Source organism: Moellerella wisconsensis ATCC 35017 (assembly GCF_001294465.1).
Classification (GTDB): domain Bacteria; phylum Pseudomonadota; class Gammaproteobacteria; order Enterobacterales; family Enterobacteriaceae; genus Moellerella; species Moellerella wisconsensis.
This window is the reverse complement of sequence record NZ_LGAA01000022.1, coordinates 1-24534: the sequence shown is the minus strand read 5'-3', so window position 1 is coordinate 24534 and position 24534 is coordinate 1. Positions and strand designations below refer to the sequence as shown.

Below are 24534 nucleotides of genomic sequence, written 5' to 3'. Positions count from 1 at the left end.
AGAGGCAAACATGTATCTCGGAATTGATATTGGAACCTCGGAGCTAAAAGCGCTAATTATTGATAATCAAGGTGAAATAGTAGCATCTAGCCATGTCACCTTGACGGTTCAGCGTCCTAAACCGCAATGGGCAGAACAAGCGCCTAATGCATGGTGGGATGCTACACATTCGGTGGTTGCAGCATTAAGGCAAAGTGCGCCAGAGGCATGGGCTGGGATTAAATCGATTGGCTTATCGGGGCAAATGCACGGTGCAGTATTATTAGATAGTCAAGGAAAGGTTCTCAGAAATTGTATTTTATGGAATGACACACGCAGTGCTGCAGAATGTGAATGGTTGCTAGCTCATCATCCGGAGTTTTTAACGATTAGCGGCAATCTTATTATGCCAGGGTTTACAGCGCCTAAATTACGCTGGGTGGCACAGCATGAGCCGGAAATATTCAATCAAATAGCCAAAGTATTATTACCTAAAGATTATCTGCGCTGGAAAATGAGTGGGGAATATATCAGCGATATGTCTGATTCATCCGGCACCTTATGGTTGGATGTGGCTAAGCGTGATTGGTCTGATGAATTATTAGCAGCGACACAATTAACTCGTGAACAGATGCCTCGATTAGTCGAAGGCAGTGAAAAAAGTACCTGCTTAAATGCAGAGTTAGCGTCTCAATGGGGATTAAGTGCCGAGGTAATTATCGCTGGAGGTGGGGGGGATAATGCTGCGTCTGCCGTCGGTGTAGGGGCGATAAATCAAGATGATGCTTTTATTTCGCTCGGTACTTCTGGCGTTATTTTTGTGGTTAATAATCGCTTACAGACAGCGCCTGAACGTGGAGTGCATGCCTTTGCTCATGCTCTACCGCATCGTTGGCATCAAATGAGCGTAATGTTAAGCGCTGCTAGTTGTTTGCGTTGGCTGTGCAATTTACTGTCGATCACAGAAAATCAGTTAATGGAAGAAATTGCCGAATTATCGCAGCAAGATAAACAGCGAGCACCGGTTTTCTTGCCGTATTTATCTGGGGAAAGAACTCCACATAATGATGCTTATGCGATGGGATCGTTTTTTGCTTTAAGACATGAAACGAACCGTGCATTGATGGGATATTCGGTAATTGAAGGTGTTGCGTTTGCGTTGGCCGATGGAATGGCTGTCTTATCCAACAGTGAAACGAATATTAAGCAGTGTAGTTTAACCGGTGGCGGTGCGCGTAGCCCGATTTGGGCCCAATTAATTGCAGATATTGTTAACATTCCTATTGTTACGCATCCAGCCAGCTCTTCTGGGGCATTAGGTGCGGCCAGGCTCGCATGGCTAGCGGTCGGTGGTGATGAAAAACAAGTTTGCAAAAAACCACCTATCAGTAATTCATATCAGCCACAAGAGGCGAATCAAGCTTATTTACAGCAACGTTTAGCACTATTTCGTTTGCTATATAAGCAACAGGTAGAGGCTCGGAAATTGTTGCCAGAATAATAACGAGGGCGATATCGATGAATAAAAGTGTGGCCTATTCACTATATCGCTCATATTGATATTTTTTATCGTTATTTTTCTTATTAGATATACGAATTTCTCGTACTTAATAAGGTTAATTATTTGTGATGGGCATGAGGTTTTTTGTTGCATTCTCAGACCTCGGTCACAAATATTTTAACGCTAATTGACACTAAATAATGAATTTGCACATACTGCTACATCGGTTGAGCAAAATAAGGTGCCGCATAGTTTATCAACAATACCGGTTAAAAATAAAAATCGGGGCAGTTATTTAACCTTAACCTACCCCTAGCTAATTTAGAATATTAAAAATTACCGATTACAAAACAAATAATTATTTAATCTTACCTTGTACTTTTACTACAAATAATGAGGAACACTGCTATGACAGAAAAGCAGTATTGGTTAGGTTTACCTAAAAACTTATTTTGGGGATTCATCGCAATAGCTATTTTTATGAGTGGCGATGGATTTGAAATGGCTTTTTTATCTAAACATATTACGGATATTGGTTTTACACCAACCCAATCAGCGATGGTATTTACTGTATATGGCCTCGCAGCAGCAATAGCAGCATGGGCATCAGGTGTTGTTGCTGAGATTATTACACCGCAAAAAGCAATGTTAATTGGTTTTTTATTATGGATAGTCATGCATACTTTATTTATGGCTTTTGGCCTAGGCATGCATAATTATACTTTAATGCTATTATTCTATGGTATTCGTGGACTGGCTTATCCATTATTTATTTATTCATTTATGATGATGCTGGTACAAGTTATTCCACGAAATCATTTAGCCGCTGCTACAGGATGGTTCTGGGCCATGTATTCTGTCGGTATCGGTGTTATCGGCAGTTATTTACCGAGTTTAACTATTCCTGCTTTAGGTGAAATAGGAACGCTATGGATGGCAATTGGCTGGGTAGCTGTTGGTGGAATGATTGCTTATTTTAGCCTGAGAAATATACCCGTTGATCGCTCAAAAGTTAATTTACCACTTGAAGAAAAATTAACCGAACTTTCACGAGCGATTACGATTTTATTTACTAATCGCAATATTTTTATGGCCTCGATTATACGAATAATTAATACCATTTCTTTATTCGGATTTGCGATTATTATGCCATTGTTATTTGTTGACCGTTTAGGATTTACAATTTCTGAGTGGCTGCAAATTTGGGCAGTATTCTTTTTTACTACTATTTTCACCAATATATTCTGGGGAATTGTAGGTGAACATATTGGTTGGATCCGTCAGGTAAGATGGTTCGGTTGTTTAGGTATGGCCGTTTCCAGTTTATTATTTTATTACTTACCACTGCATTATGGTCACAATTTTGCTATCGCATTGATTCCAGCGATTTTATTAGGTGTTTTTGTCGCAGCATTTGTGCCAATGACGGCAGTTTTCCCATCGATTGAACCTCATCACAAAGGTGCTGCTGTTTCGATTTATAATTTATCGGCTGGATTGAGTAACTTTGCTGCGCCTGCGATTGCCAGTTTAGTTTTACCGTTCTTTGATATTGAAGGAGTAGTATGGGCATACACTTTACTATATATCTTTGCCGGTATATTAACCTTCTTTATTAAAGTACCTCAACCTGGATTTGTGAATAATAAACGGGTTAAAACAGTAGCTCCTATATTGGCAGATAATTAGCTTGATTGCTAAAAACTATTTTTCTTACAAATGTCATCCCCATTTCATTAAATTGAGATGGGGATGATTAATTATTAAAACATTATTATATTTAGATAATAATTGCTTATTTATAGTGCCATTCTATATTCAATTACACCGGGTTTTTCTGCGACCCAATCATAAAGTTTTTGTGCGGTACTATTAGTTTCTTGGGTATGCCAATATAACCGTGCACATTGTTGATCTAATGCTTGCCGCTTGACATAATCAATTAATTGTTTACCGACTTGTTTTCCTCGAATATTGGGTACAACAAATAAATCTTCTAAATAACAAAAATTTTTTTCTGCCCAAGTTGAGCGATGAAAAACAAAGTGTGTAAAGCCAATTAATTCATTTCCTATTTTAGCTACTGCACAATATACCGGCTCATTAGTATCAAAAAAACGTTGCCAAGTTATTTTAGTGGTTAATTCAGAGAGTGTAACTTGATAGAACTGTTGGTAGCTCTGCCAAAGAGGTAACCATTGTTGATATTCATCGGGCTGAATTAATTCGATAGTAATGGTTTTTTTATCAATCTGCATAGGTTTATTTTCCAATAAAATAGTAATTTATTATTCAATGGAGAAGATGTTACTCCGTATTGTGGTACTAAATAAGGGACACTTTTTATTTTTTTATAGGATCCACTGGCTAATTTATAGATAATATTTAAGTTATGTTAGTGATGCTTTGCAGGTATAGCTATGTAATTAAGATCTAAAAAGTAATCTGTAGAGTAGGTTACTTTCAATGTATTTGAATTAACTTAAGCTAAATTTCATGCCATTATGTCTGGTTATATTCTAGTAATTTCAAAAATATGAGAAAATTATGAATTAATTTAATTCTAATTTACTCGATTTATTATGTAATTTTATTATTTTTGGTTTATTTGTTTGATTATGTAATGTTCTGTAATAAATGGCTGTTACTATTGAGTGTGAAGGTAACTCTATAGTTTACTGTTATTCGAATTCAGGCAGCTAGTGAGGTTATTATTATGGGTTTTTTAAGCATGATGTTTGGGCGTAAAGCAGATAAATATCAGCAATTAAGTGATCCTCAACAGCATGGAAAAATGGCTAGTCGTTATGGTTATACGACGAATAAATTCGAGCGTGATAGTGCTAAATGTTGCCATTGTAATTCACGATTAATGAATAAATTGAGCTATTGTAATCAATGCGGTATCTGTATTTAGTGGCTTGGATTTTTATCTGAATTTAATTTCGTATCTGGGATGCGAAATGTGTCGTAATGGAAGCGAAATTAAAAACATAATAATAAGGAGATAAGCATGGATTTACTGTCGTATTCTCCATTTAGTAGTTATTTTTTATACATGAAAAAGTTTATTACGCAGCCAAAAAGTATGGGAACAATTATGCCTTCTTCTCGTTGGTTGTGTGATGCGATGCTAAAACCAATTAATTGGCAGCAAGATTTAAATATTGCTGAAATAGGTGCTGGAGATGGTGTTTTAACCAAACAAATATTGGAATGTATGGGAGAACATTCTTTATTAGATGCCTATGAAATTGATGAAAATTTTGTTTCTATTTTGAATAAAGTTAGTGATTCAAGAATGAGTGTCAAACATACTTCCGCAGAGTATTTGGCCGATAATTACGATATTATTTTATCAGGGATCCCGTTTCGCTCACTCAGTAAACGTTGTGGATTGAAAATATTGAAACAAGTAAATCAAAGAGTTGCGAGTAGTGCAGGGCGATTTATTTTATTTCAATATACCAAAGGCTGTGAAAACATGCTAAGCCGCTACTTCTCGTTTAGCAAAGTAAGAGTATACCGCAATGTTCCTCCCGCATGGGTGTATATCTGCCAGCCAAAAGATAAAATCTAGTACGCGAATAGTACATGCTAGTGGAATGTTCTGTTCCACAGGGCATATCCTCTTGCTATTGGCCTGGCTTTTTATTTATTGCTATCATAAGGTTTAATTAGCCGTTATTTGATACAGCGAGATACGATACAAGATAAAAAAATAGTGTTATGCTATTTACACTTACTGATGATAGCGCTATGATCAACACCAATGACGCGGCCATCGTATAATGGCTATTACCTCAGCCTTCCAAGCTGATGATGTGGGTTCGATTCCCACTGGCCGCTCCAATCATTTTATGTTATCCCTCGTTTTATTGATTATCCCATTCGCATTAATTCTTATTTAATTGTTGTTGTATGAAATTGATTATAGACAACATAATATTTTGATTTACCTACTTTTTTATCCATATCCTAAAGCACAGCTATGAGGTTATTATATCGCTGCGTAGGTATAGCTGCGAATGTATAGGTTCGAATATAATGTATCGAAGTTTAAACGTGAAAATGGTCAGTTCAGTTATTCAGTAAGTAACCAATTAATCTCGTGTTAATAGCATTCTGACAGGTTGCTTGACCAAGCTGAATAGTGATAATCCAGCTTAGTTGTTTTAATCGTTTTTTGTCATTTAGATATCGGATGTTTACGTTTTAGACTATTTGGTTTCATGATGAGTAAATATAGCTTCTCTTAAACGCTGTTGTTGTTCAAAGCGTTGTTCTTGCGTCAATTTTTGATCATGTGAAAGTTGAGTTAATAAGATATTCATTTCAGTAATTGAATTTTCTTTGAGCCGAGCATCCACACTATTTTTAATTTCATCGTAGTAGTTCATTAAATACCCTCAAAATATAGACGTACATTGTTTATCATAGTATCAGTTATTAATTGATTGCTGCTCCTGCCCTTATTAATAATCTTCTTAAACTAATCGCCATTTTTACTCGTTAATTAGCTTTTTTCAATGATCATAATAGCCATGGTATCAGGCACTAAAGCTTTCATGATATGAGGCTGTTCGGCGGAATAACAAATATAATCGCCAGGAAATAACTCGGTTTGATTATCTAAGGGACCGACTAAAGCTTGTCCAGTCATTAAGATAATATGCTCTTTAACGCCTTGCATGTGGGGCTCAGAGATTCTATCTCTACCGGGCTGGGCAATAACGGTATAGATGTCTCTTCTGGCATTCGCAGGTGAGGATGATAATAAATAGACCAGATAGTTAGCATGTTCAGCGCTGACCATTGTGCCTTCACCGTGGCGGATAATTGTTATTTCTTGTTTTTCCGGTTCAATGAGCTTGGCAAAAGGGATATCTAATGCAATACAAATTGCCCACAGTGTTTCAATGCTGGGGTTACCAGTGCCCGATTCTAATTGAGAAAGTGTTGATTTACCGATACCCGCCCTACGGGATACTTCTGATAATGATAAACCACTTTTCTTTCTTTCTCGTACTAGCGCCTGTGAAATTAATGCAATCGGGGGAGATGAGATGCTCAATTTACAATCCTTCCTGACTTGCTTTTATAAAATTATAACAACATAATGAACGAATGTTTAATATATAGAACGAAAATTATGTTCACAATAGCTTTAAATCATAACACGGTTAAAAATATTGCGCTGGTATGCTTGGCAGATTTGATTGTGGGTGTTTCTTATGGGGCGCTAGCACATTCTCAAGGATTTGATGGGTGGGTTCCATTAACCTTATCCATTTTAGTTTTGGCGGGCGCCTCAGAATTTTTATTTATCGGTATTGTTTTTACGGGCGGTAGTCCTATCTCCGCGGCATTAGCAGGGATCCTAGTTAATTCTCGGCATATTCCTTTTAGTTTTGCCGTGGGTAATTTGACCGGAAAAGGCGCAAAGGCTTATTTGGGCTACCATATTATGAATGATGAAAGTGTCATTTTTGGATTGGCACAACAGACAGAGGCAGACAAAAAAGCCGCCTTTTGGCTATGCGGCCTAGGAATTATGCTGTGTTGGCCAGCCGGCGTGATTATTGGTGAAGTTTTAGGAACATTTATTCATGACACTCGAATGTTTGGTATGGATGCGATGTTCCCAGCAATTATTTTGGCGCTGTGTTTACCCGCTTTAAAGGATAAACGTTTAAGAGCCGCGGCGATTATTGGTGCGATTTTGGCTGTCATTTTAACCCCATATTTACCTGCGGGGATACCTGTTCTGGTTTCATTATTGAGCTTATTGCTCTATGTTCGGAGATAATACAATGCCTAATTCTTGGTTAATGCTGGCGGGAATTCTTTTATTAGCGCTGGCAACTTATTTAATGCGGGCTTCGGGAGCGTTATTACAAGGGCGGATTATTTTATCTGAATACAGTAAAACTCTTTTTTCAGCAGCAGCTATTATTATTTTATTCTCTGTCGCGATGACATCTACGCTATTTGAAGGTACTCAATTCTCTGATGGGGCTAAAATTATTGGGGTGATCGTGGCGGGTATTTTAACCTGGTATCAAAAACCATTTATTGTGATTGTGTTATCGGCTTCAATAGTAACGGCGTTATTACGTATCTTATTTTAAACCTAGATTGTTAATTACTATTACTTCGATATTCGAAGTAAAAAAAAGCCTGCACAGATGCACAGGCTAAAGTAGGACATATACAATATTTAACTTTACTCAACAATTATAGTTGGGTATGGGGCGGTTGCTATTTGGTTGTGCTTATTATAACAGACAAAACTGATGAATATTATAGCGATATTTAGTTAGTGACCGCGGCTGGCATTACGGGTGGATTACGTGCTTCCACGATAGAAACTCTAACTTGATAAGGTTTGCCTGTAGCTAATGCCGGGGTATCTGCGACTAATTTTTTCAATGAACCATTAGGATCTGTAGTTTGTACAGAAGCCTGATAAACTGAGTTATGTTTATTTCTCATTTGATCACATTGCATAGATCTATCGCGTTGTTTGGTATTTTTTGCATCATTGATAGGTTTATTCGTCGCTAAATTACGCTCGCTAATGTCAGCCACACCTACACGCACATAATAGGATTTACCCTGCTCAATAGTCGGAGCATCTGCGGCTAACTTTTTCAGTGATTCATTCGGGTTTTCAGTTTGAATTGATGATTGATAAACTGCATTATGCTGTTGTTGCGAATGCTGGCGTTGAGAGTGTGGGCCAGGGCCGTTAGGGTGTAAATCTGCAGCTGCTGCATTAAAACCAACGGTTAATAACGCGACGGCTAATAAACCAGATTTTATCTTATTCATTATATTTTCCTCTAGGTAGTTGATGCCTTGATAATCTCGTAATTCTATTTAAGCGGCAACTGTATTTACCCTGACTGACTGAAACCTCATATTGTCTGCACGATCTTCATATTTTCTCCATGAAGTGAAAAAATATTTACTTTTCCAATTGTTGAGCCGTGTTTAGGGACGGTATTTAGTTATAGCCAGCGGCATAGTAAGGATATGGCTGATGATGACCACTTGTTTACTAATATAAAGAAGAATTTGGCAAAATAACTAATATCAGGGAAGCAACAAATGGAGCACTTGATATCCGTGACTTAAGAGTATCAAGTGCTGATAACTAACAGGCTATCTTCGTTGGATCAGCAGGTTGTAGCGGAGGCAAATTGTACGCTGCTCTAGCACGATCACAGGCTTCATTATGTGCGCCATTCTCCCACGACGCATCAAACTCTCGACAGGTCGTTGACCGCTGCGTATAAATGGAACAAGAGACACATTCACCAATCACACCGTCCAAAGCCACACAACGTATCTGATTTTTTTGATTAGTGCCTTTCATACAACTGATAAATGGTGTGACTTTTTCGACTAATTCCGTAGGGACGCTGCCGTCCCCCTCGGTTGATTCAGCCCAATAGAAAGAGACACGAAAATAAGCACAGCAAGCACCACAGTTTATGCAAGGATTTTCTGGATGTTGAATTGTTAGCGTATGAATATTAGTCATTTCTAATACCATAAAATCTGTTGTCTATGATAATAGTTTGGGGGATCCCAAACAGCCATAACTAACCGCCAATCAAAAAATAGAGGCGGATTATTGCGCAGATATTATTGTATAGCTAGGCTGATTTTTGCAAGATTTCAATTAGGTTAAACGGCTTAATTAAAAATTTATACAGACTAATGGTCTTCTTTAGGGGAAATAATATCTATAATTGATTTTATTTGTATGAAATTTATACGTCAGCAAGTGCCAAAGATGGAAGGGTAAATAAAAGGGATAGATTTCAGTGTGAGTAGCTATTTATTAATAGCTAAATAGCTAAATGGATTAGTGATAAAAAACTCCCTCGGAGAGTCTGATTGAGTCTGCGAGGGAGTTAATTTTTAGTCAAAAATTACTAGGGTAAAGGTAGCTTATACATTATACGTGTTTAAGCTGTTCCTCATTATCTTGATTAAAGATCTCTTTATTCGTTTCACCCATGAGTTGGCTGGTAATTGTTCCAGCGGTCATGGCACCACTGACATTCAGTGCAGTACGACCCATATCAATCAATGGTTCTACTGAAATTAGTAGCGCAACTAATGTCACCGGTAATCCCATCGCAGGGAGTACGATTAAGGCGGCAAATGTTGCTCCACCACCGACCCCAGCAACACCCGCGGAGCTAATAGTAACAATACCGACTAACGTAGCAATCCACAGAGGATCAAATGGATTGATACCCACGGTTGGTGCAACCATTACTGCTAACATTGCAGGATAGATACCTGCACAGCCATTCTGTCCGATAGTGGCACCGAATGAAGAAGAGAAGCTAGCGATAGATTCAGGCACCCCAATACGACGTACTTGTGTTTCAACATTCAGCGGAATACTCGCAGCGCTTGAACGGCTGGTAAAGGCGAATGTAAGTAATGGTCCGGCTTTTTTGAAGAATTTAATCGGGTTGATCCCGGTAAACGAAACTAATAATCCATGGACAATAAACATTAAACCCAGTGCGATATAAGAGGCAACCACGAAGCTACCCAATTTTATGATATCAGCAAGGTTTGAGCTAGCGACCACTTTAATCATTAACGCCATAACACCGTAAGGCGTTAAACGCATAACTAAACGAACCAGTTTCATGACCCAAGCTTGAACCACATCAATCGCCGCTAAGGCTTTTTCACCACGTGTTTTATCATCTTTTAGTAATTGCAATGCAGCTGCGCCTAAGAATGCGGCGAAGATAACAACGCTGATGATAGACGTTGGATTAGCACCAGTTAAATCGGCAAATGGATTTTTAGGTACAAACGATAAAATAAGTTGTGGTAAAGATAAATCAGAGACTTTACTCACATAATTAGCTTGAATAGCATCTAAACGTGCGCTTTCTTGCTGACCTTGTACCAGCCCATCGGCAGTTAAACCGAACATATTAGTGACTAAAATACCAATTAATGCAGCTATTGCGGTGGTAAATAGTAAGGTACCAATAGTCAGAAAACTGATTTTACCTAATGAAGACGCTTTGTGCAGTCGGGCAACAGCACTCAAAATTGAGGCAAAGACTAATGGCATGATAATCATTTGTAACAGTTGAACATACCCATTACCGACGATATTAAACCATTGAATAGATTCTTTTACCGTTTGATGATTAGTGCCATAAACTAAATGTAAAGCGACGCCATAAGCTACACCAAAAACTAAGCCGGTAAGAACTTTTTTCGATAAGCTCCAACCCTTAGCCCCTAGTTTTGCTAACAGGAACATCAATGCTACAAAAACTAGCACATTGAGAATTAACGGTAGATTCATCCCTACACTCCAGATCCAGACTGAGATTTATATTTATCATCTATTAGTGCTATCGGCATTATCTATTATAAGAAAAGCGATAAAACTAACTATTGGTTATATGGTATCAGTTGAGTAAATACATTACTTATAATTAAATCGAATTAGATAGTATTATAAATAATAGGACAATTAAGTAATAAAAAAAAATGACCTGGAATTAACGCATGTTATTGATTAATAATTAAATTTATAAAATGTGACATTTGCTGTTGTAACGGTAGCGAGATATGAGTAGGGATAAAACAGGCACAAACCGTCAAAAGAACGGCAATAAAACGCTCTGCTTTTTTGTTAGTTTTACCGCGCAAGATAGGTAAACGGAAGCGCTGGGGGAGGGGCCATAATAGCGGAACTCCAGCGGGAGTTAACATATCGGCGATTAAATGACTTAAATAACCCAATAAAAAAGCTTGCAGTAAATCATTCGGTAATACCCATCCGGTAGGAATACCGGTATAGCAAAAAAGTATTAATAATCCCCATGCGATAAAACTGTGGGTAAATCCTCGATGCCCACATAATTTAAATATAGGTACTGAGATAACACGAAATAAGCGGCCGATAATAGATGAAGGATGATCAATATCTGGTAATAAAGCACCCAGCAATACCCCTGGCAGCATGTGTAGCCAATCGCCCTGAGTAAACTCTGGGGTAATTTCTAATTTGTGTGCCAAAACTAATGAGGCAACAGAGAAAAGAAGATGTCCTTCAGCTGTCATGGTGGATAAAATACCATCTGTGAATCTATACAGTTAATGGCCAGTATAAAGTTTTTTATAGTATTTAGATAGGGGGGGAACAGTAGAAAAGTGTTTAGTTATTAAGGAATAAGCGAAATATTTTATGCTGAAGGTAAGTTTTGTACTAAGAGTGTAAAAAAATAGAAATACACAGAATAGAAGTAATTAATTGATATTCCTCCCGAAATAAACGAGAGGAATCCATTAGTAAGTGCTCCGCGAGTTATCGCAACTCTTTCGCTGTAAGTTCATGTAAAGATGCCAGTTTTACATCAGCTAGTGCCCAACGGGGATCATTGAAGTGATGTTGATCTGGAACGACAATCGAGCGCATTCTTGCTGCTTTAGCCGCAATCATTCCATTAAATGAATCTTCTAATGAGACACAATTAATTGGATTAACGCCAAGGGCTTGTGCCGCTTGCAAATAGACTTCAGGATTAGGTTTACTGTGGGGAAGTTCCGCGGCTGAAACAACTGCTGAAAAATAATCACGAAGATTAAATAGCGCTAAGACTTTTTCTAGCATATAGAGCGGAGAGGCAGAAGCTAAGGCTATTTTCAGATTAAGAGATTGGCAAAGTTCTAACGCTTGATTAACACCGGGCAGCAGCGGCCGAGTTTCTTCTATTAGGCTAATGACTCGGTCGATAATTTTCTGTGCCACTTCTTCTTGGCTATATCCTTGCCAAGGTGCGGTTTGATACCAAAGCTCAACGACATGATCAATGCGTAATCCAAGAGTATCAGGCATTTGATCAGCCATTAAAAAATCCACACCTATTTCGGCCAAAATTTCTTTTGTGGCTTGTGACCAAAAAGGTTCTGAATCAATCAGTAAACCATCCATATCAAAAATTGCAGCTTGAATTGATAATTTATGAGACATCAAAGGGGCTCCAGTAAAACAGTTATTTATAATCGAGAGTGTAGCAATTCAGCACGAATAAATCCTTTATTATCATTTATTGCCTATTCTAAGCACTGGATTATTTAAAATAGTTTATGGCTAGAACCCAGAATTTTGACTACATCGAGAAATAAATAGCGTCCAACAATAAATAATTTAAAGAAAGCTAGCATAGCATTATTCAGAAATGACTCTGTTGATTATTGATAAAGTCAGCCATGGCAAGACACAGTATATATCAGCGTAGAGGATATAATTAAATTCGGTTATCATGATGCCAAAAATACAGGGGAATAAAAATGAATTTTAAGACCATGAGTTCTATCGCAATAGGTAAGCGTGTTGTCGGCTGGATAATCTTTATATTTTCACTGATCTCTACTTTGATATCTCTTATTAGCTTGGCGGGTATAAAAGGAATTCAGGGTGAGGGTATTAATGCGGTATTAAATGATTTTATTAAAGTCATGGCGGAGATGGCACGTCAAAGTTCACCTTTTTTGAATTTTTTCTGGAAAAATTCACCGGTACCTTCGACTGAAATGGGATTTTCTTCAGCAAATATTAGTTTTATGATTATTTTTTTGCTGATTTTTGTTGGTTTGGCACTCAGTGCTTCAGGTTTGCGTATGTTCCGACAAATTAAATTTATTCGCGAGAGTTTAGAAGATCACGTTATTGTTGAGAAAGCTAAAGGAAATGATATTTCACAGACTGAATTAGAACAGAAAGTGACCATTCCTCGCCACAGTATTTTTAGCGAGATCTTTGTACTGTATTTCTGGCCAATTATCTTCGGGTTAATTCTGTATTTTGGCTTTAAATTACTAAATTGGTAATTTCAGTTGATAGTTTTTTATTGAGCCTAATTTGATTAAATGTCCATAATGCGCTAAAAAAAACGCCTGAACAAATAATGCTCAGGCGGTATAACACTATAAATGTTATTCAGCTAAAAGATTTTCAATAATTGATTGTGCCTGTAAATAGCTTTTTTCACAGCCAAATAGATTACAACTATTCAATAAATAATAAAGCTGATAGATAGGCTGTCGGTCAATAAAACCATGAGATAGGGGCCAGATGCTCTGGTATCCGTCAATAATCTGGATGGGGATATGATTATAAGCGGTTAACATGGCTAAATCGCACTCGCGATCTCCCCAATAACAGGCTGGGTCAAAAATAACACCCGTATGTTCGTCAGTTATGGCGCTGTTTCTTGGCCATAAATCACCATGCAATAAAGAAGGTTGAGGTTGATGTCCTTGTAGGCGCTGTTTGACTCTCTCCACAATCTGTGGAATGTCACCAAAAATCATACCTTTTTCTGCGGAAATCTGTAATTGCCAGCCGATGCGCTTTTCGGCAAAAAATGAATTCCAGCGCTTTTCCCAACTGTTTGGCTGAAATGTGGTGCCTAAACGAGTATCGAAATCAAAGCCATAAGCGGGTTGTTCTTCCCATTGATGTAATTGGGCTAATTGTCGACCGAATTGCCATGCGTTGGTGGGAGTAAAGGGTTTTAACTCAATATATTCGAGTAATAAGAAACTGTGAGTTTTATTACTGCCAACGCCATAGACTTTCGGAACTCTTATTGTTTGGCTATGGGCGAGAATATCTAGTTGTTCGGCTTCTTCTTTAAAGTGCGGTAAAAATTCTCGCCTGTTTTGTTTAATGAATACAGTGTGTTCACCATAATCAACTTTTAGAGTGTGATGAATATCACCGCCAGAAAGAATTTGCTTATTATGCAGTTCTGCTTCACCCCAGTGCTCACTCAATACACGCCTTATCGCCTGCCACATGATCCACCTCGCTCAGCCCGCTAATGTCTTTATATAATATAGGGATGATATCAGAATGAAAAGTGACAAATGTTTAAATGGAAAGGGACATCACGGATTAAATGATGCCCCTTGCAATAAACATTCAATATTAGGCCGCATTAAGTGCTTGCTGGTGTGATTTGGCTTTTTTACGTGCCAATAGAATTTTGCTATAAATTAGTGCAATAACAAAATAGATAGCTTGCGTAATAACAATACATGGGCCTGTTGCACCATCAATGTAGAAGCTAACAACAGTGCCGATTACGCTTGATGTGACCGAGGCAATAACCGCGACCACCAGCATCCAGCCAAAACTTCGGCAGAGAATAAAAGCAATTATTCCCGGTGATATCAGCATAGCGATGACTAAAATAATACCGACGGCTTGTAATGATGCAACGATAGTTAATGCTAATAAAGATAATAATCCGTAATGCAGTAGTTTAACTGGCAAGCCAATGACTTTAGCTTGGTTAGGGTCAAAACAATAAAGCATAAAGTCTTTACGCTTTAATAGAATAATGGCAATAGTAATTCCTGCAATCCATAAGGTTTGAGAAAACTCCGCATCAGTGATCCCCAGTATATTACCGAATAAAATATGGGTTAAATGCTGATCAGTATCAATTTTAGCGAATAACACCAAACCAACAGCAAACATTCCCGAAAAAACGATCCCCATAACGGTATCTTCTTTAATTCGGCTATTATCTTTTAGATATCCAGTAGCAAATGCACAAAATATGCCTGAAATAAATGCACCGATAGATAAAGGGATCCCTGCCACAAAAGCTAAGATAATCCCTGGCAGTACAGCATGGGAGATAGCATCCCCCATTAATGACCAACCTTTGAGAACCAAAAAGCAGGATAAAACAGCGCAAACCGCCCCGGTTACGATAGCAGCAATAATGGCTTTTTGCATAAAGGGAAAAATAAACGGAGCGGTTAATATCTCAATAAAATCATTCATTTTCCGCTCCTTGTTGTTTTTTCTGATGGATAGCACGCAGATTGGCAGATTCTATTCTAGCATTACGCCGAGAGGCTAATACTCCATGCTTCGGCGCGAAAAAGAATGCAAGGAGAAAAATAACTGTCTGTAAAGTGACAATTAATCCCCCGGTGGCACCATTAAGGAAATAGCTAGCATACGCACCAACAGCGCTGCTTATTGTCCCTATCGCAACGGCAATAATTAACAAACGCTTGAATTGATCTGTCAATAAATAGGCGGTAGCGCCAGGGGTAACCACCATAGCAATAACCAAAATTGCCCCAACCGTTTGTAATGCGGCGACAGTACACGCACTTAATAGAGTGAAAAAGATAATTTTTAATTTCATCGGGTTTAAACCGATAGAACGGGCATGGCTTTCATCAAAAAATACGACTAACAAATCCTTCCAAATCATCATTAAAACCACAAACGAAATACCGATAATGATTTCAACTTGCAGTACGTCGGAATCAGCAATTCCAAGAATATTACCAAAAATGATGGTTTGTACGTTCACTGAGGTTGGATTTAATGAAACTATCAATAAGCCTGCGGCAAAAAAGGTTGAAAAGATAAAGCCAATCACCGCGTCTTCCCGTAATCGGGTTATATGGCGAATAAATGTCATCGCTAATGCCGCGAGAATACCGGTAAAAAAAGCACCGACAGCATAGGGCAAGCCGAGAGCGTAAGCGCCAGCGACACCGGGGACAACCGAGTGGGAGAGCGCATCTCCCATTAATGACCAGCCTTTGAGCATTAGATAAGCCGAAAGAAAGGCACACACAGCGCCAACAATCGCACTAACCCAAATCGCCTTAACCATATAGTTGTACTCAAAAGGCTGAAGTAACAACTCAAACATTGTCATTCCTTAGGTGGATTTTTATGAACAGGAGCATCGTGGTCGTGACCGTAAAATACCGCGGCACGCTCATCATCAGTAATAACAGTCACGGAACGCTGATCATCATCATCGTGAAGTGTTGAACCGGATAAATTTATATGGCGTAACACACCGCCAAAGGTCATTTGCAAGTTTTTTTGTGTAAAGGTGGTTTCCGTAGGGCCGCTGGCTAGTACGGTGCGATTAATCAAAATAACATGATCGCAAAATTCCGGTACACTGCCTAAATTATGGGTTGATACCAAAATTAAATGCCCTTCATCACGTAGACCACGTAATAAATCAATAATGGCATTTTCAGTTTTAACATCCACGCCAGTAAAGGGCTCATCAAGCAGCAACACTTTACCTTCCTGAGCTAAAGCGCGGGCCAGAAATACACGTTTTTTCTGTCCACCGGATAATTCGCCAATTTGACGATGCCCTAATCCTGTGAGATCAACCCGAGCTAATGCGTTTGCGACCGCAGTTTTATCTGCGCTACTCGGAATGCGGAAAAAACCCATTTTCCCATAGCGTCCCATCATCACAACATCAGAAACTAAAACGGGAAAATTCCAATCAACCTCTTCGGTTTGCGGCACATAAGCAATTACATTATCTTTTAAGGCCGCTTTAATCGGTTGACCATTTAGTGAAACTTGCCCCTGAGATGGCGTAATTAGCCCCATAATAGTTTTGAATAAGGTGGATTTACCACTGCCGTTGACGCCGACGAGTGCACAAATAGAGCCGCCGGTGATATCAAAACTCGCGTTATGAATGGCTGTATGCCCGTTGTTGTAAGTTACGGTGGCATCATCAACCACTAAATTAGGTTTTTCAAAGTTACTTGCGCTACTCATTACTGACCAAACCCTTTTGCTATAGTGTCTACGGTGGTATTTAATAAATCGATATACGTGGGAACAGGACCCTCAGCAGATGAGAGCGAATCGACATACAGTACGCCGCCATATTTCGCACCCGTCTCTTTACTTACTTGACGGGCAGCTTTATCTGAAATAGTACTTTCGCTAAACACTACTGGAATATTGTATTTACGCACGGTATCAATGACTTTTTTAACTTGTTGTGGCGACCCTTGTTCTTCGGCATTAATCGGCCATAAATAAACTTCTTTAAGCCCATAATCTCGAGTTAAATAACTGAAGGCGCCTTCACTGGTGACTAACCAACGCTGTTGCTCAGGAATACGATTTAAACGTTCACGCAGAGGCGCGTCAAGTTGGGCGATTTTTGCTGCATAGGCTGCGGCATTTTGATTATAAGTGGCTGCATTTTGTGGATCGTATTTCACTAAAGCCGCACGAATATTTTCAATATAAATAGCTGCGTTAGCGGGAGACATCCAAGCATGCGGATTAGGCGTTCCTTGGTATTCGCCTTCACGGATAGACATTGGCTGAATTCCGGTGGTGACAATAACGCTCGGAACATCTTTAAAGTTTTCAAAGAAACGATTGAACCACAGCTCTAAATTCATTCCGTTCCACAAGATTAAATCAGCGTCATAAGCTTTAATAATGTCCCGTGGTGTGGGTTGGTAATCATGAATTTCAGCGCCGGGCTTAGTGATTGATTCCACGATTGCCGCATCACCCGCTACATTTTGCGCGATATCTTGAATTATAGTAAAGGTGGTGACCACTTTGAATTTTTTAGCAAATGCGGGCTGACTAATAAAGAGCATTGCAATAATTGCTATTAACGTGGTAAACAAAGGGGGAGAAAATCTCGACAATCTCTTCTTCATATTTTAAGCCTTATGATAGTGCTGTTTAGGGTATGTATATTGCGCGATAATCTGCAATTATAGCCATGTGAGCTATCCTCTGGTGTTCTGCTGTTAACTTGTCTAAGGAAAGGGATCAAAGGTCTAATTTTGAAACAGCCTAACCGGTCAAGAAAAACACCAATTGATAATGATTATCAATATCATTAAGGAAAAGTCAAGGCTATTTCTATTATAATTACCCTATCGTTAGCAATGGTTTTATCTATGAATAAAACATGTCTTAAAGTAAAAGTTAAGTAAAAATATTTTTATTTTTTTTACATTTGGTTATTCTCTGCGGAGAATACAATTTATCGGTATTATTTATCAGCCTTATCTACTTATACAGTTTATTATCTTATTTATGACGCGTCTCGCGAATACAAATTTTTAACACGATTATCGTATATTGTGAGTGTGTATTATGGGTGAGAGTCATACCAATTATTTAGGCTATTAGCAGAGGATCCAGAGGTGAAAAGATATATTGGTGGAGTATGTATGGCTTTGTTATTAGTTGGTTGTTCAAGCCAACAAAAAACGCCGTCATCAACTCAAAAGATGTTAAGCAAAACACATAAGGTAAATGCTTCATCGCAGCTGGCTTCTTTTCCCCGCACACCCTATGATCAATTTATTCGCGAATCAGCTCATCGTTATCAAGTCGAAGAGACTTTGATCCGAGCAATTATTGAGGTTGAATCTAACTTCAGGCCCGATGTGGTGAGTAAATCAAATGCCGTTGGTTTAATGCAAATAAAAGCGTCAACGGCAGGACGAGATGCATTTCGTTATCAGGGGCGTAGTGGCGAGCCAAGTACGCGTGAATTAAAAGATCCTCGTACTAATATTGATTTAGGCACCGCGTATATTCGGGTATTGCGCGAGCAGCAACTGACAGGCATTGCTCACCCACAAACCCTGTATTATGCCACGGTGGTGGCATATGTTAATGGAGCCGGGGCGTTGTTACGCACTTTCGATAATGATAGGCGAGTGGCTATTAATAAGATTAACCGATTGACGCCTGAGGAGTTTTATCAGCATGTGCAGAGTAAACATCCTGCACCTCAAGCACCACGTTATTTATGGAAAGTGAAGAATGCTTATAACGCTTTAGCAATGACAGATTGATGAGCTGAAATTAAATGCGGTAGGTCGGCGATAATCTCAATGACCCCATTAATCACAAATTGAACGCCCATACAAATTAGTAAAAATCCCATAATTCGTGAAATAGCATCGATTCCGCTTGAGCCCAACCATTTCATAATCGAGGTTGAGCTTTTTAATGTCAGCCACACCACCACGCTAACGGCTAAAAAGGTCGCTACTGGCGCTACTTTTAAGACCCAAGGTGAAAAACCTACGTCGCCTGTCATTGAGGCTGCGGAACTGATTATCATCGCGATAGTCCCCGGGCCGGCAGTGCTTGGCATAGCTAATGGCACAAACGCAATATTTGGTGCTTTTTGCCGTTTCTTGGAAACAGCAGGATCTTCATTTGAAAGACTGGCACTATCATCGGTAGTTTCATTACTCGGAAATAGCATGCCAAAACCAATAAACGCCACAATTAATCCCCCGGCGATACGTAAACCAGGAATCGAGATACCAAAGGTATTCATGACTAATTGCCCGGCATAAAAGGCAATTGTCATAATCGCGAAGATATACACACAGGCCATCAACGATTGCTGATTACGCTGTTCTTTGGTCATATTACCGGAAATACCCAGCATCACCGCGACGGTGGTCAATGGGTTTGCTAGAGGAAGTAGCAGGATTAACCCAATGCCGACAGCCTGAAACAGTTCAATAATATCTTTCATAATAGTTTTACGACGCCTTTATTTAGGGATTTCTACACTTCATTTAGCATATTGATCTAATTGATTATAACCATCATAACAAAAAATGTTATTAATCTGTATATTAGATGTTCGAATGGCATTAATAATCATTTATTTGATGTAGATCGCAAAACTGCACACATTTCCTGTGGATAAAACTAGCGCTCTAATGTTAATAACTCAATTTTATTTATTATAATCAAAGAGATGTTTAGATTGATTAAAAAACAATCTAATTTATCTTTAGGTCAAAAATATTCTCTGGGATAAACCATTTTCGTATAGAAAAAAATCAATGGAAATAAGATTATTGCTATAAAAAAACCGTCTAATAGAGGGAATAAAAGTGTCTATTGATAGGATGTTAAATAGTTGGCTATTAAAACATTCATGCATTACTGTATCAAAATATGATGTTCTTTACAGATGGTAATTTTAAATTTATCTAATTATTTTTTGTAAATAAAAAAGATAAAAATCATGTTTTATAATAAAAACAGCCAATAACAGATGCTTAAATACAATAGAGACTAATCGATAATAGATATTGTTTTATTTATACTTCTGTCTTTTCTGTCTCAAATTTTATTTCTATAATTATTTAGTACTCTAATATTCTTTACAAAATATTTGTGTTTTACAGATTGATTTACACCTTTTATTTTATCATTAAGTCGTCTATTTTTAGTTTTCAGGTTAATTCTACGATGAAAAAAATAATATTATTAACTAGCTCGCTAATCGGTGGTACGGTGATCATATTTTTGGGGGCGGTATTTTTATTTAATCAACCGGCTAAAAGTAATAATATACAGAGCGATAATGCAGTTAGCTATTTGAAGCAAGGAATAGCCGTTATTTTACCGGAGTCCGCCTATATTATGTTGTCTCAATGGGGGCAGGATAACAGTGCCTGTGAAATATTAGGCAATAATTTAGACAGTTTTTCTGATTATTTACAGGCTAATACAGCGATTGTACACATTAAAGGAATGAATGGACTCGATGAGCAATTAGAGCTAATCCGCCAGCGTATAGAGCAAATGCCGGTAAAAATGAAACGTAATGCATGCCAGCATGAAATGGCAAAATTAGAGGGTTTAAAAAGTGTGTTCTTTTTAGAAGATCATAAATTATGATTATTCTAAATAATGAGACAGTGGTACTCTACAATTACACTCTACAGCTCTACTATTTAGTATACTCGCTTATATCGAACCCAGCGGAATCTTGGGGTAAATAACATCAGCCAATAGATAAGATGATAGTCAGTAAATATGATTAAGCCGGAGAGAATCACTCGATGAAATTGTTTAATTTACCCTTTCTAAATTGGATATTTTTAATGATATTAGCTGGTTTAATGCTGCCTTCTGATTCATGGCAAACAATTGATATTTATTCATTACCGGGAATTATTGGCAGTATAGTGATACTGATAAGCCTCATATGGATATTTATTTGTGTGGGTTACTTTATTTATTTTAATACCTCACCGGATCCACGAAAAGCCACAGCAAAGTTAATCACTACCGGCCCGTTTAAGTTCTCTAGAAATCCGATGTATTTAGCTTTTTTACTAATCAGCTTAGCCATCGCAGCCATTAGTCGTTCAGCCTATTTTATTATTGCTGGTGGATTATTCTTTTTATTGACGCATTATTATACTGTGCCTAAAGAAGAAAAAATGCTGGCCAGATGCTTTTCTGAATCGTGGTCTGATTATATCCAACAGACGCGTCGCTGGTTATAAACTCGAAAAGTTTAAGTAGAAATGAGTTCAATATATAAGTTTTCAAAACTCCGACTATAAAACAAAAAATGGCGTTAACTCAGTCAATTACTTATTAATCACCGATGTTAATATTACAAAATAAGCCAATAAATTGAATAAACTGAATGAAATATAAATGTAATAATTAGAATAACACTTCAAAGAATGGGTTAATTAATAAGCTAAGCGTCTAGAAGGTTGAAGGCTATATATTTTTTATGTGGGATTGCTGTGATATTATGGGTTTCGAGTTTTGACAATGTACATAATATATCAGTGGTTCAATCTATAGTGGTTTGAGTACATTGTTGTGTACACAACTTGCAGGGTGAAGCAGGTGATTGTCATTAACGTATTGAATTAATACACAAAAATAATCAAACAAGTGATCTTTCGTGGGGGTCACCACTGTTGATAAGGATTTTAAATGCCTGTAATTACTCTTCCTGACGGAAGTCAACGTCAGTTTGACCATGCTGTTTCAGTTCTCGATGTTGCGCGTGATATCGGACCAGGTCTGGCTAAAGCCTGTATCGCGGGTCGTGTAAATGGTGAGTTAGTCGATACCTGTGAGCTGATTGAACATGATGCCAATTTGGCGATTATTACCAGTAAAGATCAAGAAGGGTTAGAAATTATTCGCCACTCTTGCGCTCATTTACTCGGTCATGCCATAAAACAATTATGGCCAAACACCAAAATGGCGATCGGTCCGATTATCGATAATGGATTTTATTATGATGTTGATCTTGATCATCCATTAACGCAGGAAGATTTAGAAAAGCTCGAAAAGCGTATGCTGGAGCTGGCTAAAAAAGATTACGATGTGATAAAAAAACGTGTTTCTTGGCAAGAAGCGCGTGAAGTTTTTGTTGCGCGTGGCGAAGATTACAAAGTTGAAATCCTTGATCAAAATATCAGCCAAGATGATAAACCAGGTCTTTATCATCATGAAGAATATGTTGATATGTGTCGCGGACCTCATGTGCCGAATATGCGCTTCTGCCATCACCTTAAATTACAAAAAATTTCAGGTGCATATTGGCGCGGTAACAGCGACAACAAAATGCTGCAACGCATTTACGGGACTGCATGGGCGGATAAAAAACAGCTGAATGCTTATCTGCAACGCTTGGAAGAAGCAGCAAAACGCGATCATCGTAAAATTGGTAAACAGCTTGATTTATATCATATGCAAGAAGAAGCGCCGGGAATGGCGTTCTGGCATAACGATGGCTGGACTATTTTCCGTGAATTGGAAACTTTCGTTCGCACTAAGCTAAAGTCATATCAATATCAAGAAGTTAAAGGTCCATTTATGATGGATCGTGTGATGTGGGAAAAAACAGGACATTGGGAAAACTACAAAGACGCGATGTTTACGACCTCTTCAGAGAACCGTGAATATTGTATTAAACCAATGAACTGCCCAGGGCACGTACAAATTTTTAATCAAGGTTTGAAATCCTACCGTGATTTGCCATTAAGAATGGCAGAATTTGGTAGCTGTCATCGTAATGAGCCATCAGGCGCATTGCATGGCTTAATGCGAGTTCGTGGTTTTACTCAGGATGATGCACATATCTTCTGTACTGAAGAACAAATTATGAGTGAAGTCAGCAGCTGCATTAAAATGATTTATGATGTTTATGCGACATTTGGCTTTGAAAAAATTGTGGTTAAATTATCCACTCGCCCAGAAAAACGTATCGGTAATGATGCGCTGTGGGATAAAGCTGAAGCCGATTTAGCTGGCGCATTAAAAGATAACAATATTGAATTTGAATATCAGCCAGGAGAAGGTGCATTCTACGGGCCAAAAATTGAATTTACTCTGTATGATTGTTTAGATCGTGCATGGCAGTGCGGTACAGTGCAGTTAGACTTTTTCTTACCGGGTCGACTGAATGCCTCTTATGTTGGTGAAAATAACGAACGTATTGTTCCGGTGATGATCCACCGTGCGGTACTGGGCTCATTAGAGCGCTTTATCGGTATTCTGACCGAGGAATATGCAGGATTCTTCCCAACATGGCTAGCGCCCCAGCAAGTTGTCGTGATGAATATTACTGATTCACAAGCGGATTATGCGCAACAATTGGCCGATAAACTGCAAAGTGTCGGGATCCGCGCTAAAGCTGACTTGAGAAATGAAAAGATTGGCTTTAAAATTCGCGAACATACGTTACGTCGTGTTCCTTACATGCTGGTTTGCGGTGATAAAGAAGTCAACGATGGAACCGTTTCAGTTCGTACGCGTCGCGGTAAAGATTTAGGCAGCTTAGATGTCAATGAATTTATGGCTAAATTGCTTGAAGAAATTCGCGGTCGTCATCTTAATCAACTGGAGGAATAAAGTATTAAAGGCGGAAAAAGAATCCCAACAGCACGTCCACATCGTATTAACGATGAAATCCGTGCAACAGAAGTTCGTTTAACTGATTTAGAAGGTGAACCTGTCGGTGTCGTCAGTTTACGAGAAGCTATGGAAAAAGCGGGCGAGGCAGGGGTTGATTTAGTTGAAATCAGCCCAAATGCTGAGCCTCCGGTCTGCCGGATCATGGATTACGGCAAATTCTTGTATGAGAAAAGTAAATCTCAGAAAGAACAGAAAAAGAAACAAAAAATTGTCCAGATTAAGGAAATTAAATTCCGTCCTGGCACAGATGAAGGCGACTATCAGGTCAAGCTACGCAACCTGATTCGCTTTTTAGAAGATGGTGACAAGGCTAAAATCACTCTGCGTTTTCGCGGTCGTGAAATGGCACACCAACAGATCGGTATGGCGATGCTTAATCGCATCAAAACAGATCTGGAAGAACTGGCTGTGGTTGAATCCTTCCCTTCACGTG

The 24534-nt window shown here is 38.4% G+C and carries 26 protein-coding genes and 1 tRNA gene; 13 read left to right on the top strand and 14 right to left on the bottom strand.

Annotated features, from left to right (window positions below):
• Positions 1–10 precede the first annotated feature (10 nt).
• Positions 11–1480 (top strand): xylulokinase, encoded by a 1470-nt coding sequence (xylB, locus tag M992_RS11115; RefSeq protein ID WP_053908669.1) that lies wholly within the window; start codon positions 11–13, stop codon positions 1478–1480.
• A gap of 408 nt (positions 1481–1888) precedes the next feature.
• A complete protein-coding gene (locus M992_RS11110; protein ID WP_053908668.1) occupies positions 1889–3169 on the top strand; it encodes an MFS transporter in 1281 nt (426 codons plus the stop codon).
• 110 nt (positions 3170–3279) lie between these two features.
• Here the strand turns inward: M992_RS11110 and M992_RS11105 are convergent, their stop codons facing one another.
• Complete coding sequence (locus M992_RS11105; protein ID WP_053908667.1) at positions 3280–3738, bottom strand: GNAT family N-acetyltransferase; 459 nt, start codon at positions 3736–3738, stop codon at positions 3280–3282.
• Between the two features lie 458 nt (positions 3739–4196).
• On the opposite strand from M992_RS11105, the gene M992_RS11100 reads away from it, so the two are divergent.
• The 3 genes from M992_RS11100 (at position 4197) to M992_RS11090 (ending at position 5332) form a co-directional block, all read left to right on the top strand.
• Positions 4197–4397: a hypothetical protein gene (locus tag M992_RS11100; RefSeq protein ID WP_053908666.1), complete on the top strand. Its 201-nt coding sequence runs from the start codon at positions 4197–4199 to the stop codon at positions 4395–4397.
• Between the two features lie 96 nt (positions 4398–4493).
• Positions 4494–5060 (top strand): class I SAM-dependent methyltransferase, encoded by a 567-nt coding sequence (locus tag M992_RS11095; RefSeq protein WP_053908665.1) that lies wholly within the window; start codon positions 4494–4496, stop codon positions 5058–5060.
• 197 nt (positions 5061–5257) lie between these two features.
• A tRNA-Gly gene (locus M992_RS11090) sits at positions 5258–5332 on the top strand.
• Between the two features lie 368 nt (positions 5333–5700).
• Here the strand turns inward: M992_RS11090 and M992_RS11085 are convergent.
• Positions 5701–5880: a DUF2526 family protein gene (locus tag M992_RS11085; RefSeq protein ID WP_053908664.1), complete on the bottom strand. Its 180-nt coding sequence runs from the start codon at positions 5878–5880 to the stop codon at positions 5701–5703.
• Positions 5881–5996: 116 nt separating this feature from the next.
• Complete coding sequence (locus M992_RS11080; protein WP_053908663.1) at positions 5997–6554, bottom strand: XRE family transcriptional regulator; 558 nt, start codon at positions 6552–6554, stop codon at positions 5997–5999.
• 78 nt (positions 6555–6632) lie between these two features.
• Here M992_RS11080 and M992_RS11075 point away from each other — a divergent pair, with 78 nt between their 5' ends.
• Both M992_RS11075 and M992_RS11070 read left to right on the top strand, forming a co-directional pair.
• Positions 6633–7289: an AzlC family ABC transporter permease gene (locus M992_RS11075; RefSeq protein ID WP_053908662.1), complete on the top strand. Its 657-nt coding sequence runs from the start codon at positions 6633–6635 to the stop codon at positions 7287–7289.
• A 4-nt stretch (positions 7290–7293) separates the two neighbouring features.
• Positions 7294–7611 (top strand): AzlD domain-containing protein, encoded by a 318-nt coding sequence (locus tag M992_RS11070; RefSeq protein ID WP_053908661.1) that lies wholly within the window; start codon positions 7294–7296, stop codon positions 7609–7611.
• A 184-nt stretch (positions 7612–7795) separates the two neighbouring features.
• On the opposite strand, the gene M992_RS15330 is transcribed toward M992_RS11070, so the two are convergent.
• The 5 genes from M992_RS15330 to hxpB all read right to left on the bottom strand — a co-directional run bounded on the left by M992_RS15330 (position 7796) and on the right by hxpB (position 12515).
• Positions 7796–8314, bottom strand: a complete 519-nt coding sequence (locus tag M992_RS15330) for a hypothetical protein (RefSeq protein WP_053908660.1) — start codon at positions 8312–8314, stop codon at positions 7796–7798.
• A 325-nt stretch (positions 8315–8639) separates the two neighbouring features.
• Positions 8640–9029 (bottom strand): YkgJ family cysteine cluster protein, encoded by a 390-nt coding sequence (locus M992_RS11060; RefSeq protein WP_053908787.1) that lies wholly within the window; start codon positions 9027–9029, stop codon positions 8640–8642.
• Between the two features lie 420 nt (positions 9030–9449).
• Positions 9450–10841: an L-cystine transporter gene (locus tag M992_RS11055; RefSeq protein ID WP_053908659.1), complete on the bottom strand. Its 1392-nt coding sequence runs from the start codon at positions 10839–10841 to the stop codon at positions 9450–9452.
• Between the two features lie 209 nt (positions 10842–11050).
• A complete protein-coding gene (locus M992_RS11050) occupies positions 11051–11605 on the bottom strand; it encodes a metal-dependent hydrolase (RefSeq protein WP_053908658.1) in 555 nt (184 codons plus the stop codon).
• A 244-nt stretch (positions 11606–11849) separates the two neighbouring features.
• Positions 11850–12515, bottom strand: coding sequence for a hexitol phosphatase HxpB (gene hxpB / locus M992_RS11045; RefSeq protein ID WP_053908657.1), 666 nt, complete (start codon positions 12513–12515; stop codon positions 11850–11852).
• Between the two features lie 320 nt (positions 12516–12835).
• On the opposite strand from hxpB, the gene M992_RS11040 reads away from it, so the two are divergent.
• The gene (locus tag M992_RS11040; protein WP_053908656.1) at positions 12836–13375 is read left to right on the top strand and encodes a YniB family protein; all 540 of its coding nucleotides are present in this window, start codon (positions 12836–12838) and stop codon (positions 13373–13375) included.
• A gap of 105 nt (positions 13376–13480) precedes the next feature.
• On the opposite strand, the gene M992_RS11035 is transcribed toward M992_RS11040, so the two are convergent.
• The 5 genes from M992_RS11035 to M992_RS11015 all read right to left on the bottom strand — a co-directional run bounded on the left by M992_RS11035 (position 13481) and on the right by M992_RS11015 (position 18034).
• Positions 13481–14347: a fructosamine kinase family protein gene (locus tag M992_RS11035; protein WP_053908655.1), complete on the bottom strand. Its 867-nt coding sequence runs from the start codon at positions 14345–14347 to the stop codon at positions 13481–13483.
• Positions 14348–14477: 130 nt separating this feature from the next.
• Positions 14478–15344: a metal ABC transporter permease gene (locus M992_RS11030; protein ID WP_053908654.1), complete on the bottom strand. Its 867-nt coding sequence runs from the start codon at positions 15342–15344 to the stop codon at positions 14478–14480.
• Positions 15337–16236, bottom strand: a complete 900-nt coding sequence (locus M992_RS11025) for a metal ABC transporter permease (RefSeq protein WP_053908653.1) — start codon at positions 16234–16236, stop codon at positions 15337–15339. The genes M992_RS11030 and M992_RS11025 overlap by 8 nt, the downstream gene beginning before the upstream one ends.
• 2 nt (positions 16237–16238) lie before the next feature.
• On the bottom strand, positions 16239–17123 hold the full coding sequence (locus tag M992_RS11020; protein ID WP_053908652.1) for a manganese/iron ABC transporter ATP-binding protein: 885 nt from the start codon (positions 17121–17123) through the stop codon (positions 16239–16241).
• Positions 17123–18034 (bottom strand): metal ABC transporter substrate-binding protein, encoded by a 912-nt coding sequence (locus tag M992_RS11015; RefSeq protein ID WP_053908651.1) that lies wholly within the window; start codon positions 18032–18034, stop codon positions 17123–17125. Before M992_RS11015 ends, M992_RS11020 begins: the two co-directional genes overlap by 1 nt.
• 495 nt (positions 18035–18529) lie before the next feature.
• Here M992_RS11015 and M992_RS11010 point away from each other — a divergent pair, with 495 nt between their 5' ends.
• Entirely contained in the window at positions 18530–19189 is a 660-nt protein-coding gene (locus M992_RS11010) for a transglycosylase SLT domain-containing protein (RefSeq protein ID WP_053908650.1), read from the top strand.
• Here the strand turns inward: M992_RS11010 and M992_RS11005 are convergent.
• A complete protein-coding gene (locus M992_RS11005; protein WP_047254705.1) occupies positions 19162–19887 on the bottom strand; it encodes a MarC family NAAT transporter in 726 nt (241 codons plus the stop codon). The genes M992_RS11010 and M992_RS11005 overlap by 28 nt on opposite strands.
• A 728-nt stretch (positions 19888–20615) precedes the next feature.
• Here M992_RS11005 and M992_RS11000 point away from each other — a divergent pair.
• From M992_RS11000 to infC, 4 genes are all read left to right on the top strand, one after another.
• Positions 20616–21047, top strand: coding sequence for a hypothetical protein (locus tag M992_RS11000; protein ID WP_053908649.1), 432 nt, complete (start codon positions 20616–20618; stop codon positions 21045–21047).
• Between the two features lie 206 nt (positions 21048–21253).
• Positions 21254–21661 carry a methyltransferase family protein gene (locus tag M992_RS10995; RefSeq protein ID WP_167308882.1) on the top strand — a complete coding sequence of 136 codons (408 nt, stop codon included), beginning with the start codon at positions 21254–21256 and terminating at the stop codon, positions 21659–21661.
• 448 nt (positions 21662–22109) lie between these two features.
• Positions 22110–24038, top strand: a complete 1929-nt coding sequence (gene thrS / locus M992_RS10990; RefSeq protein ID WP_053908647.1) for a threonine--tRNA ligase — start codon at positions 22110–22112, stop codon at positions 24036–24038.
• Between the two features lie 3 nt (positions 24039–24041).
• Positions 24042–24534: translation initiation factor IF-3 (gene infC / locus M992_RS10985; RefSeq protein WP_072165954.1), on the top strand; the 493-nt coding region annotated here is incomplete at its 3' end.

Coding starts and splice junctions, on each gene's coding strand:
- xylB (WP_053908669.1), top strand. CDS start 11: ATGTATCTCGGAATTGATATTGGAACCTCGGAGCTAAAAGCGCTAATT.
- M992_RS11110 (WP_053908668.1), top strand. CDS start 1,889: ATGACAGAAAAGCAGTATTGGTTAGGTTTACCTAAAAACTTATTTTGG.
- M992_RS11105 (WP_053908667.1), bottom strand. CDS start 3,738: ATGCAGATTGATAAAAAAACCATTACTATCGAATTAATTCAGCCCGAT.
- M992_RS11100 (WP_053908666.1), top strand. CDS start 4,197: ATGGGTTTTTTAAGCATGATGTTTGGGCGTAAAGCAGATAAATATCAG.
- M992_RS11095 (WP_053908665.1), top strand. CDS start 4,494: ATGGATTTACTGTCGTATTCTCCATTTAGTAGTTATTTTTTATACATG.
- M992_RS11085 (WP_053908664.1), bottom strand. CDS start 5,880: ATGAACTACTACGATGAAATTAAAAATAGTGTGGATGCTCGGCTCAAA.
- M992_RS11075 (WP_053908662.1), top strand. CDS start 6,633: ATGTTCACAATAGCTTTAAATCATAACACGGTTAAAAATATTGCGCTG.
- M992_RS11070 (WP_053908661.1), top strand. CDS start 7,294: ATGCCTAATTCTTGGTTAATGCTGGCGGGAATTCTTTTATTAGCGCTG.
- M992_RS15330 (WP_053908660.1), bottom strand. CDS start 8,314: ATGAATAAGATAAAATCTGGTTTATTAGCCGTCGCGTTATTAACCGTT.
- M992_RS11060 (WP_053908787.1), bottom strand. CDS start 9,029: ATGACTAATATTCATACGCTAACAATTCAACATCCAGAAAATCCTTGC.
- M992_RS11055 (WP_053908659.1), bottom strand. CDS start 10,841: ATGAATCTACCGTTAATTCTCAATGTGCTAGTTTTTGTAGCATTGATG.
- M992_RS11050 (WP_053908658.1), bottom strand. CDS start 11,605: ATGACAGCTGAAGGACATCTTCTTTTCTCTGTTGCCTCATTAGTTTTG.
- hxpB (WP_053908657.1), bottom strand. CDS start 12,515: ATGTCTCATAAATTATCAATTCAAGCTGCAATTTTTGATATGGATGGT.
- M992_RS11040 (WP_053908656.1), top strand. CDS start 12,836: ATGAATTTTAAGACCATGAGTTCTATCGCAATAGGTAAGCGTGTTGTC.
- M992_RS11035 (WP_053908655.1), bottom strand. CDS start 14,347: ATGTGGCAGGCGATAAGGCGTGTATTGAGTGAGCACTGGGGTGAAGCA.
- M992_RS11030 (WP_053908654.1), bottom strand. CDS start 15,344: ATGAATGATTTTATTGAGATATTAACCGCTCCGTTTATTTTTCCCTTT.
- M992_RS11025 (WP_053908653.1), bottom strand. CDS start 16,236: ATGTTTGAGTTGTTACTTCAGCCTTTTGAGTACAACTATATGGTTAAG.
- M992_RS11020 (WP_053908652.1), bottom strand. CDS start 17,123: ATGAGTAGCGCAAGTAACTTTGAAAAACCTAATTTAGTGGTTGATGAT.
- M992_RS11015 (WP_053908651.1), bottom strand. CDS start 18,034: ATGAAGAAGAGATTGTCGAGATTTTCTCCCCCTTTGTTTACCACGTTA.
- M992_RS11005 (WP_047254705.1), bottom strand. CDS start 19,887: ATGAAAGATATTATTGAACTGTTTCAGGCTGTCGGCATTGGGTTAATC.
- M992_RS11000 (WP_053908649.1), top strand. CDS start 20,616: ATGAAAAAAATAATATTATTAACTAGCTCGCTAATCGGTGGTACGGTG.
- M992_RS10995 (WP_167308882.1), top strand. CDS start 21,254: ATGATATTAGCTGGTTTAATGCTGCCTTCTGATTCATGGCAAACAATT.
- thrS (WP_053908647.1), top strand. CDS start 22,110: ATGCCTGTAATTACTCTTCCTGACGGAAGTCAACGTCAGTTTGACCAT.